General features: G+C 51.2%; 13 protein-coding genes and 1 tRNA gene. 8 read left to right on the top strand and 6 right to left on the bottom strand.

Annotated features, from left to right (window positions below):
• Window positions 1-1215, bottom strand: a complete 1215-nt coding sequence (locus tag AC3ISQ_RS17545; protein WP_489348570.1) for an MFS transporter — start codon at window positions 1213-1215, stop codon at window positions 1-3.
• Window positions 1216-1351: 136 nt separating this feature from the next.
• Between AC3ISQ_RS17545 and AC3ISQ_RS17550 the strand changes: the two genes are divergently transcribed.
• From AC3ISQ_RS17550 to AC3ISQ_RS17570, 5 genes are all read left to right on the top strand, one after another.
• Window positions 1352-3094, top strand: coding sequence for an IucA/IucC family protein (locus AC3ISQ_RS17550; RefSeq protein WP_489348572.1), 1743 nt, complete (start codon window positions 1352-1354; stop codon window positions 3092-3094).
• On the top strand, window positions 3091-4041 hold the full coding sequence (locus AC3ISQ_RS17555) for a GNAT family N-acetyltransferase (RefSeq protein WP_489348574.1): 951 nt from the start codon (window positions 3091-3093) through the stop codon (window positions 4039-4041). The genes AC3ISQ_RS17550 and AC3ISQ_RS17555 overlap by 4 nt, the downstream gene beginning before the upstream one ends.
• Window positions 4038-5783, top strand: coding sequence for an aerobactin synthase IucC (gene iucC, locus AC3ISQ_RS17560; protein ID WP_489348575.1), 1746 nt, complete (start codon window positions 4038-4040; stop codon window positions 5781-5783). Before AC3ISQ_RS17555 ends, iucC begins: the two co-directional genes overlap by 4 nt.
• The gene (locus AC3ISQ_RS17565; RefSeq protein ID WP_489348577.1) at window positions 5780-7108 is read left to right on the top strand and encodes a lysine N(6)-hydroxylase/L-ornithine N(5)-oxygenase family protein; all 1329 of its coding nucleotides are present in this window, start codon (window positions 5780-5782) and stop codon (window positions 7106-7108) included. Before iucC ends, AC3ISQ_RS17565 begins: the two co-directional genes overlap by 4 nt.
• Before the next feature lie 147 nt (window positions 7109-7255).
• On the top strand, window positions 7256-9457 hold the full coding sequence (locus AC3ISQ_RS17570; RefSeq protein WP_489353361.1) for a TonB-dependent siderophore receptor: 2202 nt from the start codon (window positions 7256-7258) through the stop codon (window positions 9455-9457).
• 43 nt (window positions 9458-9500) lie between these two features.
• Here the strand turns inward: AC3ISQ_RS17570 and AC3ISQ_RS17575 are convergent, their stop codons facing one another.
• From AC3ISQ_RS17575 to dnaQ, 3 genes are all read right to left on the bottom strand, one after another.
• Window positions 9501-10235, bottom strand: coding sequence for an ankyrin repeat domain-containing protein (locus AC3ISQ_RS17575; protein ID WP_489348578.1), 735 nt, complete (start codon window positions 10233-10235; stop codon window positions 9501-9503).
• Window positions 10236-10532: 297 nt separating this feature from the next.
• Window positions 10533-10609 (bottom strand) — tRNA-Asp (locus AC3ISQ_RS17580).
• Window positions 10610-10763: 154 nt separating this feature from the next.
• Window positions 10764-11510 (bottom strand): DNA polymerase III subunit epsilon, encoded by a 747-nt coding sequence (gene dnaQ, locus AC3ISQ_RS17585; RefSeq protein WP_489348580.1) that lies wholly within the window; start codon window positions 11508-11510, stop codon window positions 10764-10766.
• 72 nt (window positions 11511-11582) lie between these two features.
• On the opposite strand from dnaQ, the gene rnhA reads away from it, so the two are divergent.
• On the top strand, window positions 11583-12050 hold the full coding sequence (gene rnhA / locus AC3ISQ_RS17590) for a ribonuclease HI (protein ID WP_489348582.1): 468 nt from the start codon (window positions 11583-11585) through the stop codon (window positions 12048-12050).
• Here the strand turns inward: rnhA and AC3ISQ_RS17595 are convergent.
• Window positions 12047-12766 (bottom strand): class I SAM-dependent methyltransferase, encoded by a 720-nt coding sequence (locus tag AC3ISQ_RS17595; RefSeq protein ID WP_489348584.1) that lies wholly within the window; start codon window positions 12764-12766, stop codon window positions 12047-12049. The two genes, rnhA and AC3ISQ_RS17595, sit on opposite strands and share 4 nt — an antisense overlap.
• Before the next feature lie 44 nt (window positions 12767-12810).
• On the opposite strand from AC3ISQ_RS17595, the gene gloB reads away from it, so the two are divergent.
• Window positions 12811-13566 carry a hydroxyacylglutathione hydrolase gene (gloB, locus tag AC3ISQ_RS17600; RefSeq protein ID WP_489348585.1) on the top strand — a complete coding sequence of 252 codons (756 nt, stop codon included), beginning with the start codon at window positions 12811-12813 and terminating at the stop codon, window positions 13564-13566.
• A gap of 72 nt (window positions 13567-13638) precedes the next feature.
• Window positions 13639-15042, top strand: a complete 1404-nt coding sequence (gene mltD / locus AC3ISQ_RS17605; RefSeq protein WP_489348587.1) for a murein transglycosylase D — start codon at window positions 13639-13641, stop codon at window positions 15040-15042.
• A gap of 60 nt (window positions 15043-15102) precedes the next feature.
• Here the strand turns inward: mltD and AC3ISQ_RS17610 are convergent, their stop codons facing one another.
• The gene (locus AC3ISQ_RS17610) at window positions 15103-15897 is read right to left on the bottom strand and encodes an endonuclease/exonuclease/phosphatase family protein (RefSeq protein WP_489348589.1); all 795 of its coding nucleotides are present in this window, start codon (window positions 15895-15897) and stop codon (window positions 15103-15105) included.
• Window positions 15898-15921 lie beyond the last annotated feature (24 nt).

Raw genomic sequence — 15921 nt, forward strand, 5'->3', positions numbered from 1 at the left:
TCAATTCGTCTCCCGCACTCGGTACTGGCACCACAGCCAGCCACTCAAACCGCCCAGCAGGACGGCCATCAACAGTGCCGCCGCAACTAACTGCGACTCACCATAAAATTTGGCAACGATCGGCACCATCAACGCACTCAAGCCATAGCCCAAGGTATGACTCGTGGCGATAACACCCGATCCCTTGCCGGTAGAAAGCTTATCGTTCAGCAACAGTTGGTAGCCCGGCGTTGCCATCGCTGCACCAAAGGAGGCTAAACCACAGCCGATATACAGCAGTACCAACGATTGGAGACACATCAGTGCCAAACCGATCACCATCAACGTCGCCGCTAACAGCAATAATTGCGACGGATTAAACCGCTGCGGTCGCACCACCAAAAACTGAGCGAGCAACGTACAACCCGCTGCCACACTCAACAACGCCGCGACATGATGGCTAAGGCTAGTGGTTGAAAGTTGGGATAATTGCGCCAAATGCGGAGCCAACCCTAATTGCATCAAACTCACTGCCGCGGCCAGTAACAGAGCACACAATAAGTACGGCAACATATTCAGTTGCAGGCTGTTTTGTTGCTGCGCCGAAGTCAGTGAAGGGGGATCATTATGCTGACGACAAATCACCAACAACGCGATCAACGGCGCGATCGCCATCAACCACAGCGGTGCCATCGGGTGTAGCGACAATGCTAGCGCGGCACATAATGGCCCCAACAGGCGACCGCAACTCAGGCCAGAACTGATGGTCGCCAGCGCCGACATCCGTTGCTCATACCCCGCCCGTTGCAACGCCCAAGTCTGGCTGGCAGGCACCATACCGGATACCGTTAGGCCATAAATCACGCGCGCCACCACTAAGCCAGCCAATCCGATGCTATCCGGCAGCCAACCTGCCGCCAGCCCCCATACAGCCAGCGCCAGCAGGACAAAACTGAGCAGATAACCGCTCAGCGCCATCAGCACCACATATTTACAACCGCGCAGTTCTGATTGACGCCCCCAGTAAGGCGAGCCGACCAGAAACAACATCGATCCCAGCGTCAACAAACCAGCCCATACGGAAAGGGATAAATGGGTCATGCTGACTAACACCGGTAATGCCACCAGTAAACCATTTTGCCCAATACCTAATAGCCCAGCACAGAATGCCAGAGGCCAGCTGGAAGAAGAAGCATTACTGTTTGTGATGATTTCAGCTTGAGGGGATTGGCTCATTAAAAGTAGGTTTTATGTTAATAAATTATATGGTTATGTGTATCTAATGAAAAAATTGTATCATAAGATTATTGATAATAGTAACGGTTATTGATATAAGAATCATTCTCAATTGTTTCGAAGTGAATCAGAGATCATGACCATCCAGTTTGCAACAGCGGCAACCGATGTGGCTGCACAGTGTTTTCTCAACGCATTAATGCGTGAAACTCGGGATTGGCAAGTTATTCCGGCAGCTGACAACCAGCACCCGCAGTTACATATTCCCCTTTCATCGACTCAGGCCATCCGCATCGCGTTACGCCATATCTCCCCGACTCAGCACCATCAATATCTTTTCCCGGCTTATCTGCATCAGCAGGACGATGGCGTGGGTGAAGCGCTAACAGTGGAACAACTGATGAGGCTGTTACTGGAAAAGCCAGCGGTGAGAGGCAATCTGTCCGATGATGTCGTTGCGCGCTTCCTGCAACGAGCACTGGAAAGTCATGACAATACGCAACAGGCGATTGGCATCCGTTTAGACTGGCCATCTTTGCGTGATAAACCACTGAATTTTGCTCAAGCGGAACAAGGGTTATTGGTCGGCCACGCCTTCCACCCCGCGCCAAAATCCCATCAACCTTTTAATGAACAACAAGCTCACCGTTATCTGCCTGACTTTGCCGCCAGCTTCCCACTGCGTTGGTTTGCGGTAGATAAAGGTTATCTCTGCGGCGATAGCCTAAAGCTGACGTTGCAGCAACGACTGCAACGTTTCACCGCCGAGAATGCGCCACAGTTGCTGGCGCATTTTTGTGATGACGTCTGGCTGCTGCCGATGCATCCGTGGCAAGCCGATCATCTACTGACGCAAGATTGGTGCCGTGAGCTGGAGCAACAAGGGTTGCTGCGCGATCTGGGCGAAGCTGGTGAACGCTGGTTGCCAACCAGCTCTTCACGTTCGCTGTACTGCGCCACCAGCCGCGACATGATCAAATTCTCACTCAGCGTGCGCTTGACCAACTCGGTACGCACGCTGTCGGTGAAAGAAGTAAAACGAGGTATTCGTCTGGCTCGTTTGGCACAAACCGATCGCTGGCAGGAACTTCAGGCACGCTATCCCACTATGCGCGTAATGCAAGAGGACGGTTGGGCTGGCCTGCGTTCATTGGACGGCACCATTCAGGAAGAAAGCCTGATGGCGCTGCGCGATAACCTGCTATTTGAACAACCTAATACTCAGACTAACGTACTGGTCACGCTGACTCAGGCCGCTCCCGATGGTGGCGACAGCCTGTTAGCGGCGGCAGTACGCCGTTTAGCCACTCGCCTCAACCTGCCAGAAACTCAAGCCGCTCACTGCTGGTTAGATGCCTACTGCAACCATGTGTTGTTGCCGCTGTTCAGTACCGAAGCCGATTACGGTTTGGTACTGCTGGCGCATCAGCAAAACATTTTAGTGGAAATGCAGCAGGATCTGCCGATCGGCATGTTATACCGCGATTGCCAAGGCAGTGGTTTCACCCAAAGCGCCACCGCATGGTTGGAACAAATTGGTGAGGCCGACGCTGAAAACCGTTTCAATGAACAGCAACTGTTGCGTTACTTCCCTTATTACCTGCTGGTCAACTCAACGCTGGCAGTGACCGCTGCACTGGCCGCCGTGGGCTTCGATAGCGAAGAAAACCTGATGGTTCGTGTGCGCGATGCACTCAGCCGCCTGCACGCCACCGCGAAAAATACCCGGTGCCTGGACTACGTGCTCGACAGCACTCACTGGAACTGCAAAGGCAACTTCTTCTGCTACCTGCACGATCACAACGAAAACACCATTGTCGATCCAGCGGTGATCTACTTTGATTTCGTCAACCCACTGCGCGTAGGAGCTGCTCAATGATGCCGCAAGCAAAATTGATGCACGCCTTAGGCGGCTTTCGCTGTGAGGTATTGGAGAAAAACCTGCCGCTGAGCCTAGGTTTGGACGGTAGCGCGGTGTTGCACCATCCGAGCACACTTCCGGCAGGTTGGTTGGTCGCGGCGTTGGATCAATTACTGGGAGCCGCACCACAAATCAGTGGTATCGCCCTGCCTTACGCCGAATGGCGCGAAGAGCCACAGGCTCAAGCACTGTTTTCCTTGGCGAGCAGTGATTATCTGGCGCGCGAAACCTTCTATCAGTTGCCGTTATGGCTGGTCGGTGAGCGCCCTACCGCTTCCGGCCAGATGCAATACGATGCAGAGCGGGAACTGTGGTTCCCACAGCGTCCAGTACGACCAAACGGCGAGGTTTATCGTCGTTTCGATCCACAAATTAAACGCACGCTGAGTTTCCGTTTGCCGGAAGTGGCTCGCGACGCCGAGCAATTCACCCGTTGGATGAATTCACCACGCGTTGACGCCTTCTGGGAAATGAGCGGCCCGCTGGAAATCCAAGCCGCCTATCTGCAACGTCAGTTGGATTCCAGCTACTGCTATCCACTGCTGGGTTGCTTTGACGATCAACCGTTTGGTTACTTCGAAGTGTATTGGGCTCCAGAAGATCGTATTGGTCGCCACTACCGTTGGCAGCCGTTCGATCGTGGCCTACATATGTTGGTCGGCGAAGAAAACTGGCGCGGTGCGCAGTACATCCGTAGTTGGCTGCGCGGCCTGACCCACTATCTGTATCTGGACGAACCGCGTACCACACGCGTGGTCGCTGAACCACGTGCCGATAATCAGCGTTTGTTCCGCCATCTGCCAACCGCCGGTTATCAGACCCTCAAAGAGTTCGATTTCTCGCATAAACGTTCGCGCTTGATCATCAACCAACGCGCCGAGTTCTTCCGGGAGGCCGCACTATGATCGCCCACGATTATGCTCATTGGCAGCGCGTTAACCGCCAGATGATCGCCAAGATCCTCGCCGAATTGGAATACGAACGCACATTGCGCGCTGAACCACAAGGCGAGCAATGGAGCATCCAACTGGCGAATGCCCATTATCGTTTCCACGCCAAACGCGGTATTTGGGGCTGGTTACATATCGATCCCGCTTCGCTGCAATGCGATCAACCGTTAGCAGCAGATCAAACATTACGTCAATTGGCTCAGGTGCTGGAGATGGACGACGCGCAGACTGCCGAACATCTGGAAGATCTGTACGCCACGCTGCGTGGTGATATGCAACTGTTGGCGGCGCGTCACGGTATGAGCGCGGGCGATTTGATCGCTCAGGATGCCGATGCCCTGCAATGTCTGCTGGCCGGGCACCCGAAGTTTATTTTCAACAAAGGCCGCCGTGGTTGGGGGCTCACTGCATTGCAACAATATGCGCCGGAGTATCAAGGCCAATTCCGTTTGCATTGGGTGGCGGCTAAACGCGGCAGCTTCGTCTGGTGCGCTGATGAAGAGTATCCGCTGGATAACCTGCTCGACAGCGCCATGGATGCGGCTGAACGCCAACGCTTTGCCCACCGCTGGCGTGAGCTGAAGCTCAATGACGACTGGCTGCCGGTACCGTTGCATCCGTGGCAATGGCAGCAAAAAATCGCCCTGCACTTTCTGCCACAGCTAGCGAGCGGTGAGTTGGTTGAACTAGGTGAGTTTGGCGATCACTATCTGGCACAGCAGTCGTTGCGTACCCTGACCAATATCAGCCGCAGTTCAGCATTCGATATCAAATTACCGCTGACTATCTACAACACCTCGTGCTATCGCGGTATTCCGGGTAAATACATCAGCGCCGGGCCAGCGGCTTCGCGTTGGTTACAACAGGTGTTTAGCCAAGACGCTACATTGCAGGCCAGCGGCGCGCAGATCCTCGGTGAACCCGCTGCAGGTTACATGGCGCATTCAACCTATGCTGCTTTGCCGCAAGCCCCATACCGCTATCAAGAAATGCTCGGTGTGATTTGGCGCGAGAATCCGTCTTGTTACCTGAAAGAAGGCGAACAAGCTGTCTTGATGGCGACGTTGATGGAAACCGACAACCAAGGTGAACCGCTGATTGCTGCCTATATCGCTCGCTCCGGTTTGAGCGCCGAAGCCTGGCTGGAACAAATGTTCCAAGCGGTAGTGATCCCGATGTATCACCTGATGTGTTGCTATGGCGTCGCGTTAATCGCCCACGGTCAAAACATCACGCTGGTGATGAAAAACCATGTGCCGCAACGAATCCTGTTAAAAGACTTCCAAGGCGATATGCGTCTGGTGGATCAAGATTTCCCACAGGCGGCTTCGCTGCCAAAAGTGGTGAAAGACGTCACCGTGCGCTTGTCCGCCGATTATCTGATTCACGATCTGCAAACCGGCCACTTTGTGACCGTATTGCGCTTCATTTCACCCCTGATGGCAAGTTGCGGTGTGAGCGAAAACCAATTCTACCAACGACTGGCGCAGGTGTTGCAACGTTATATGGCGCAACACCCGCAGTTGGCCGATCGCTTTGATCTGTTCTCTCTGTTTAAGCCACAAATTATTCGAGTGGTACTCAACCCAGTGAAGCTCACCTATTCAGAACACGATGGCGGCAGCCGTATGTTGCCGAACTATTTGATGGATCTGGATAACCCTCTTTATTTGGTCTCGCAGGAGTCTGCTCAATGAGTCAACCACTCGATTTTATCGGCATCGGTATCGGTCCATTTAACCTCAGTATCGCTGCATTAGGCAGCGAGGTTACGGACTTTAACGGCAAGTTCTTCGAACGCAAACCACACCTCTCATGGCATCCCGGCATGATGGTGCCGGACTGCCATATGCAGACCAGCTTCCTGAAAGATCTGGTTAGCGCAGTGGCACCAACCAACAGCTACAGTTTCCTGAACTATTTGGTGCAGCGTAAAAAATTCTACCGCTTCCTGACGACCGAGCAACGCACGGTGTCACGTGAAGAGTTCGCCGATTACCTCGATTGGGCAGCAAATGGCATGGAGTCGTTGGAATTCAGCCACGACATCCGCAGCGTCGAGTTTGACGATCAACAACGCCAGTTCATCGTCACTAGCCAGCGTGGTGTTTACCGAGCGCGCAATATCTGCTTGGGGATCGGTAAAAAACCGATGCTGCCAGAATGCGTGACCGAGCAGAACGATCGTTGCTTCCACGCCAGCGAGATGGCGCTGCGTAACCCGGATTTAGCCGGTAAACGCGTCACCGTGGTCGGCGGCGGCCAGAGCGGTGCCGATCTGTTCCTCAATATTTTCCGGGGTGAATGGGGTCAACCGCAGCAACTGAACTGGGTTTCGCGTCGCAACAATTACAACGCATTGGATGAAGCCGCGTTCGCCAATGAATATTTCACACCGGAATACGTTGATAGCTTCTACACCCTGAACGACAACGCCAAGCAGCGCATGTTGGCGGAACAGAAGATGACCTCCGACGGCATCACCACCGAATCACTGCTAACAATTTACCGCGCGATGTATCACCAGTTTGAAGTGCTGCGTGAAAAACCCTGGGCGCGTTTGCTACCGAGCCGCTCTGTGGCCGGATTACACACCTCAGGCAATGGTTATCAGTTGGTCACTCACCATCATCTCGATCAGGGCAAAGAAACCTTCGATTGCGACGTGGTGATCTTCGCTACTGGCTATCAACAGGACAGCCCTGCGTTCCTCGAACCGTTAGCAAACCGTCTGCAAACCACCGCCGATGGGCAATATCGCATCACGCCTGACTTTACGCTGGCATGGAATGGCCCACAGGAAAACAACCTGTTTGCCGTGAACGCCGGTATGCACAGTCACGGCATCGCCGAACCCCAACTGAGCCTAATGGCTTGGCGTTCGGCACGCATTCTCAACCGGACATTAGGACGCGATCAGTTCGATTTAACGTCCACTCCGGCTGTGATCCAATGGCGCAGCCAACCAACGGGTACCACTACCCGCGCTGAACGCGCCATGGTGAATGACACTGAGTTTTGACATATCCCCTAAATAATTGGAGTTGCATCAAGGCGGCAAGTGAAGGAGTCCCGAATCACTTACTGAAGTAAGTGATTCGGGTGAGTGAATGTAGCCAACGCAGAGGCAGCTTCAAGTATGACGGGGAACACACCAATTGGGAAAATGATGAAAAGCAACAAGAACCTCTGGATATTAAATCCTTGCCTGCTGGCAATGCTCGCGCCAGCAGCCGCTTGGGCAGAAGAACAAAAAACAGAAGATCAAATGGTGGTTTCCGCTAGCCGTGCTCACCGCACGGTGGCGGAAATGGCCCAAACGACTTGGGTGATTGAAAGCCAGGAGATAGAACAGCAAGTTCAAGGTGGTAAAGAGATCAAAGAGATCTTGGCGCAACTGATCCCAGGCATGGACGTAAGCAGCCAAGGCCGTACCAACTACGGCATGAACCTGCGTGGACGTTCAATGATGGTGATGATCGATGGCGTGCGCCAGAACTCCTCGCGCAGCGACAGTCGCCAGTTGGATTCTATCGATCCTTTCAACATCGATCGTATTGAAGTGATCTCCGGTGCAACCTCGCTGTACGGCGGCGGCAGTACCGGCGGTTTGATCAACGTCGTCACCAAGAAAGGCCAAGAAGAGAAACAGGTTGAGTTGCAATTGGGTGGCAAAACGGGTTTCAACAGTCATAACGATCACGACGAAAACGTGGCTGCTGCGATAAGTGGCGGTACTGAACACGCGTCTGGTCGCCTGTCTGTATCCTATCAGCGCTACGGTGGCTGGTACGACGGCAAGGGTAACGAAGTATTGATAGACAACACGCAAACCGGTCTACAATATTCTGATCGTATCGACGTGATGGGTACAGGTACCATCAACATCGACGATCATCAGCAGTTGCAACTGACTACGCAATATTACAACAGTGAATCAGATGGCAAACACGGCCTGTATTTGGGTGAGAATTTCTCCGCCGTCACTGGCGCAGGGCAGGCATCGAATAGCGGCAGTCTGGATTCTGATCGTATCCCCGGCACCGAACGTCATCTGATCAATCTGCAATACTCCAACACCGATTTCTGGGGGCAGGATTTGGTGGCGCAGATTTATTATCGCGATGAATCTCTGACCTTCTATCCATTCCCTACCTTGAGCAAAGGCCAAGTCACCAGCATTGGTGCTTCACAGCAGAAAACCGATTTTTATGGTGGCAAACTGACGCTGAACAGCAAACCCATTGAAGCGCTGACGCTGACTTACGGTATCGATGCCGAGCATGAGAGCTTCAACGCCAACCAGCAGTTCTTCAATCTGGCTAAAGCGCAACAATCTGGCGGTATGACACTGGAAAACGCCTACAACGTTGGTCGTTATCCAGGTTACACCACCACCAACTTTGCACCGTTCCTGCAAACAGCCTATGACATCAACCAAACCTTCACCCTGAGCGGTGGTGTGCGCTATCAATACACCGAGAACAAGGTAGAAGATTTCGTTGGTTATGCGCAGCAACAAGGGATCGCAAATGGCTTGGCAAACTCTGCTGATGCGGTTCCGGGCGGTAAAACCGACTATAACAACGTCCTATTCAACGCCGGTTTGCTGGCGCACCTGACTGAACGTCAACAGGCGTGGTTTAACTTCTCGCAAGGTTTCGAGATCCCGGATCTGGCGAAGTACTACGGTGCAGGCACTTATAAGTTAGTGAACGGCCATTACCAGTTGCAGAACAGTGTGAACGTTAATGACTCCAAGCTGGAAGGCATCAAGGTTAACGCCTATGAGCTCGGCTGGCGTTATACTGGTGATAACCTGCGCACGCAGGTGGCGGCTTACTATTCGCTATCTGACAAAACCATCACTATCAACAAGACCGACATGACCATCAACCTAGAATCGGATAAACGCCGAATCTACGGGGTAGAAGGCGCAGCCGATTACTTCTTCGATGACAACGAGTGGAGCACTGGTGCTAGCTTTAACCTGATCAAGTCAGAAACTCAATCCGATGGTAAATGGCAGAAGCTGACGATCGATACCGCTAGCCCATCAAAAGCCACTGCTTACGTCGGTTGGGCTCCGAACGACTGGAACCTGCGCCTGCAAACTCAGCAGACCTTCGATGTGTCAGATTCGCAAGGCCGTAAGATTGACGGTTATAACACCATCGATTTCCTCAGCAGCTATAGCCTGCCAGTGGGTAAAGTCAGTTTCAGCATCGAAAACTTGCTGGATACAGACTACACCACCGTTTGGGGTCAACGCGCGCCCATCCTGTATAGCCCAACTTATGGTTCACCAGAACTGTACAGTTATAAAGGCCGTGGTCGTACGTTTGGTTTGAATTACTCGGTATTGTTCTAAGTTAAAATAGGGGCAGAGTGATGAACTTTGCCCCTTGCCTTATTTATTTCTGGCAGCTCGATTTTCCGGTTTTATTATTAATGGCACCCTGCTGTATCAGCAACTGCGCCACATCATAGAAACCCTTTTCACAAGCGACACTCAGCGCACTGGACTCATCGCCAGTTTGCTCATTTTTCACAACCACGTTCAAATTTGGTTTGAACTGTAGTGCATACTTCACAAAGTCATAGCGACCATCTACCGCACCCACGATGAACAGCGTCTCGCCATCAGACTCGAGCGCGTTCCAGTCAGTCTCTTTTTTCAACAGCTCATAGAGATAGCTAATCACCTTCACGTTACCGCCCATCACTGCCGATTTCAGCGCGTTGTAGACATCCGCTTTGTCGGTAGCACGGATATCTGCCCCTTTGTCGACCAAATAATGCACGATATCTTCATAACCAATAAAGGCTGCCCAACCCAACGCCGTTTGTCCCATCGATGCGTTGTCTTTAGCCTCAAGGTTCTGGCCACCTTCAACCATCCGCTTCACCAGCGCCAGATTCCCCTGCTTAACCGCATCAAACCAAGCCGCATCCGGCCCCGTAGAAGGTTTGTCGTAGAAAGTGCGATGCCCCAACAGATTGGGGTTAGCGATGAGATACATCTCACTAAAGCTCAAGCGGAATTTACTGTAATCGACTTGCATTAGTGGATCGGTGCTAGGCGTATTCGCCTGAGCGACAGCGGTAAGTGCACCCGCGAAGGTGAGCGCGACGAGTTTTTTTAACATGAGACTTCCCTGCGATACATTAAAAGATATTGTAACAAAATCCGTTTTTAACATTTAGCCATGTATAAGGCGAGAGTTACGGACAACAATTTACACCGTTGTCAGAAATGCGCTTTTATTGACTGATTGATGTAAGTTGGTGGGGGAGTATCTGAACTTTTAACGCGGGGGAATGGGCTCTCAAAGCGGATATTTTACGGGATGAGCACCTTATTGAATTGATATCAACACAGCCCAGTACACTAAAAATAAAACGACGAAGCCCTGAGTTATTGCTAACTCAGGGCTTCTGAATAGTGGCGGAACGGACGGGGCTCGAACCCGCGACCCCCTGCGTGACAGGCAGGTATTCTAACCAACTGAACTACCGCTCCGCGCCATTCCCTCTTGCGGGGAACGAGGCGCATAATACGGATGCAGTTTGATTCCGTCAACGGCTTTTTATCAGGAACAGAATCGTTTGCACAGTTTTTCAACTAACTATTCAACCAAGTGATTAATCAGCCATTTTTTTAGGTTGTGTTCGGATTATTCCCCACGCCACAGGCAGCTACCGCCCTTCTTTGCCACTAAATCCAGACGCGTCTCATGGGCGGTAATTTCGGCTTCGTTGGCGTACACCACTTTCATCGCCGTTGCCGGGCGCACGATGCGCTGAATTTCTTGTGAGGAATTCGCTTGCTGAGTATCCCCTTCCATCTGGAATGCCATCGCCGTCTGACCACCGGTCATTGCCAGATAGACTTCTGCCAAAATCTCGGCATCGAGCAAAGCGCCGTGCAGCGTTCGCTTGCTGTTATCTATCTCATAACGGTTACACAACGCATCAAGGTTGTTACGTTTACCTGGGAACAGGCGACGCGCCATCAACAAGCTATCGGTGATGGTACAGAAGGTATCCGTCTTCGGAATATCCCTCCGCAACATACGGAATTCGTGATCCATAAAGCCGATGTCGAACGCCGCGTTATGAATGACGAGTTCACCACCGCGAATAAACTCAAGGAATTCATCAGCGACTTGGTCGAAGGTCGGTTTATCCGCCAAAAATTCGTCGCTGATGCCGTGTACGCCATAAGCTTCAGGATCAACCAATCGATCCGGCTTGACGTAAACATGGTAATGGCGGCCAGTCAGGCGACGGTTGATCACCTCTACCGCACCAATTTCAATGATGCGGTGACCTTCGTAATGCACGCCTAACTTGTTCATACCGGTGGTTTCGGTATCGAGAACGATCTGTCTGGTCGGAGTTGGGATCGGGGTTGAGATCATAGTGTAGTGCTCATCACGCTGGTTTATGTCAGACTTGGCTTTTATAAAATTAACAGGAAGAGTCTACCAGAGATGCTTAAACAGGTAGAAATTTTCACCGACGGTTCTTGTTTGGGTAATCCCGGCCCCGGCGGTTATGGCGCGATCCTGCGTTATAAGCAACACGAAAAAACCTTCAGTGAAGGCTATCGCTTAACCACCAACAACCGCATGGAGATGATGGCAGCGATTGTGGCACTTGAAGCACTATCAAGTCCTTGCGAAGTGGTACTCAGTACCGACAGCCAATATGTGCGCCAAGGCATCACCACCTGGATACACAACTGGAAAAAACGCGGCTGGAAAACGGCCGATAAAAAGCCGGTCAAAAATGTCGATTTATGGCAACGACTGGATCAAGCTATTCAACGTCATACCGTTCGTTGGGAATGGGTAAAAGGTCACGCCGGGCACCCAGAAAACGAACGCTGTGACGTATTGGCGCGTGATGCCGCCGGTAATCCAACACAGGACGACGTCGGCTATCAGCCAGAAAGTTAAGGGGTTTTACGGTAGCTTTTGGTCGCGCCGACTGCGCGGCCAAGGGCGGGTTGACGCGTACCAAATCTTAATGCGGTTGGCGTCAATGGTAAGGTTCGTTTTCGCGCGACGATCACACTCATACAACCCAATGCGGGCAAATGTGTGCTAAGAAACTTGCCACCTTGACGGTGCCACGGCAACACATGAAAACGCGCCTGATGCATCACCTCATAATTCAACAGGCTCAACCAATCCAACTGACGCATCTGGGTAAACATCCGGCTGTTATAAGGTTGGCGACGGCGTAAACCTGGGATCAACTTCCCCAAACCCAACAAACTGAATGGGTTAAAACCACTGATAATCAACCAGCCATCGTCGATCAATACCCGGTCGACCTCACGCAGCATACGGTGTGGGTCTTCGGCATAAGGGAGCGTATGTGCCAGTAAACATGCATCGACCGATTTAGCAGTGAAGGGTAATTGGTAAGGATCGGCAATCACCTGCAAGTTATCTCCGCTCAAGCCAACATTGACCTGATGAGAGATAGCGCATTTATCCGTCGCCAAACAGGTACTCAAACTCCCCATTTTCAGCAGGTGGAAACCAAACAACTTTGGCCACCAAGGTTGTAACTGCTGTTCCAGCGCTTCACGATAGTATTCCCCCCACGGCAATTCTCCCCACGATTGTGGATTGGTGAGCTTTTGTAGAGTATGGGCTGGTTTCATGATTTATTATCTTCTTTCAAGCCGTTGCCAATGAGAGGTATCACGTGAATCTTATCAGCATTCCCGCTTTCCAGGATAACTACATTTGGTTGTTGGATGACCAGCAGGGCCACTGCATCATTGTCGATCCCGGCGAAGCGCAGCCGGTACTGGATCAGTTACAGCGTTTGCAGCTCACACCTGACGCTATCTTATTGACTCACCATCATCACGATCACGTCGGTGGCGTAGCAGAATTGGTGGCGAAATATCCCGGTTTAACGGTTTACGGCCCCGAAGAAACGGCCAATAAAGGCGCTAATCATCAGGTTCATGATGGTGACATAATCAAAATTCGTGACAGAAAATATGTCACTATCGCCGTACCGGGGCATACTCTCGGGCATGTGGCATTCTACAGTGAACCTTATTTGTTCTGTGGCGATACGTTATTTTCAGCAGGTTGCGGCAGGTTATTTGAGGGGACAGCGGAGCAAATGTACGATTCATTTCAACGGCTCGCACAACTTCCCGATAATACGCTGATTTGTTGCGCCCATGAATATACTCTTTCAAATCTTAAGTTTGCGCGAGCTATTTTGCCGCAAGATCGAGACATTGAAACATATCAGCAACAAGCGGATGAATTACGGGCAAAAAACCACTCAACCTTGCCTACAACGCTGCAATTAGAGCGTAAAATAAACCTATTTTTACGCTGCCATGACACTGATTTACAAAAAGAATTAGGATTTAACTCGTCACCAAAACAGCTTCATTCGGTTTTTTCCGAATTACGCCGTCGTAAGGACACCTTTTAAAGCTTTTAGTTGTGTTATTTAGCGAAGCAAAGTATAGTTGCTCGTCTTTTAAGCAACTATATTGACACACACATGAAGGCTAAAGCGATATTACTCGCCTCAGTCTTGCTAGTGGGTTGCCAGTCGTCCAAGCAGGACGCACCAGCACCAGAGCAGCATGCACAGAGTTTGTCTTCGGCAGGTCAAGAAGGTGAAGCAGGAGAGTACACAGCGAATGGTCGAGCGAGCTCGGCACGGTGGCTAGATAATAATAGTGCTGCCGCGCAACAAGACCTGTGGAACTTCATTAGCGACGAGCTGAAGATGAAGGTTCCGGAAAATTCCCGGATCCGTGAACAAAGAAATAAATATTTAAAAAGTAAGAGCTATCTCCACGATGTAACATTACGGGCAGAGCCGTACATGTACTGGATAGTCGGGCAGATTAAAAAACGTAATATGCCGATGGAACTAGTACTGCTACCCATAGTGGAGAGCGCTTTTGACCCCCACGCCACGTCAAGTGCCAACGCCGCAGGGCTATGGCAGATAGTGCCGCAAACGGGTCGAAATTATGGTTTGAAGAATAATCAGTGGTATGACGGGCGCCGTGATGTTGTGGCCTCGACGACTGCTGCGCTGAACATCTTGCAGCGCTTGAACCGCATGTTTGATGGCGATTGGTTATTGACCGTTGCTGCCTATAACAGTGGTGAAGGCCGAGTGATGCAGGCAATCAAGGCAAATAAACGCCAAGGTAAGCCGACCAATTTCTGGGCACTGTCGCTTCCACGTGAAACGTCAGTTTATGTACCGAAAATGTTGGCGCTGGGTGAGATTATCAAGAACAGCAAGAAGTACGGTGTCCGTCTACCTAAGTCGGATGAAGATCGTGCCCTTGCCCGTATTGATGTCGGACAACAAATCCAGTTAACCCAGGCGGCCGAGATGTCTGGTCTGTCACTGACCAAGATTAAGGCTTATAACCCAGGTTATAAAAAAGGCGTTACAGCACCGAACGGACCTCATTACATCATGGTTCCTAAAGGTAATGCCGAACAACTGAAAGACTCACTGGCCGATGGTCAGATTGCCGCAGTTCAACCCCAAGCTTCTCAGTTGGTGAAGAACAGCAGCCAGTCTTCTGGTCGTAGTGCGAATAAAAGTACCTATAAAGTGCGCTCTGGCGACACGATATCGGGTATAGCCAAACGGCTGAATGTGAAGTCCAGAGATTTACAGAGTTGGAACAACTTAAGTGCCAAACGCACCTTGAAAGTTGGGCAAACTCTGCAAGTGGCCAGCAATACCGGCAGCAACAGCAGTATCACCTATCAAGTTCGTAAAGGTGATTCTCTTGCCAGTATCGCACGTCGTCATGGCGTTGATATCAACGACGTGAAGCGTTGGAACTCCGCACTCGGTAAGGCTAACAGCCTACAACCAGGTCTGAAGTTGACCTTGTTTGTCGACAATAAAACGTCGCCAGACACCTAAACTTTCAGTACAAAAAAAGCACCTTCACGGTGCTTTTTTTATTGGCTAAAAATCAAAAAGTTACCAGAGTGGTTTATCACTCTCAGGATGAAACTCCACCAGCAACGGGTTGTGATCGGAAGCCTGCGTCACTAGTACCGAAGCCTCCGCAACCCCCAAATCACGATAGAAGACAAAATCCAAAGGTCGGCCAAAAGCCCGGCGTCGGTGATCATCGGTAAAACTCACCTCACGTAACGCCATATCGCGGGCAAAATCATACAGCGCATTAATACGTTTACGACTCCAGGCGTTAAAATCCCCCGCCATAATCACCGGCCCATTATGACTGGCGATCTGCTCGCCAATCGGTCCCAATTGCTTGCTATATACATCAACACCCAAGCTAAAATTCACTGCATGGATGTTCACCACCATCAGTAACTGGCCATTAAATAACGGATACACGGTAATCAACGCTGACTTAGCCAAGCGTAACAACGGTTCACGTTCACGCAACGGACAGCAATATACCGGATGTGCCGCGGACAATGTCATCACCCCCGAAGGGTGCTGCGGCAACACAAAAGCCGGTACCTGATCGGCGGCTAAATAGTTTGAAGTGGCAAACTTAACCAACTCTGGCGTCGTTTGCGCTTCTTGCAGCAATACCAATTGTGCATCTTTGCCATAGTCTTTCAGCACCGAAAGCCAGTCAGCTCGTTGCTGTTTAAAGATATTCCACACCATAACCCGCAATGCACCAGTCGTCGGCAAGGCCGCCCCCAGTGGTAATGGCTGATCGAGTGCGCCAGGGAAAATCCGCTCAGCGGGTTGGCCTGCAACATACCTCATTGCGTAAGTTCTTTTTGGCACGCTATTTCCCATTGGATGAATATG

The sequence above is a fragment of the Serratia sp. KH_031 genome (assembly GCF_057839655.1).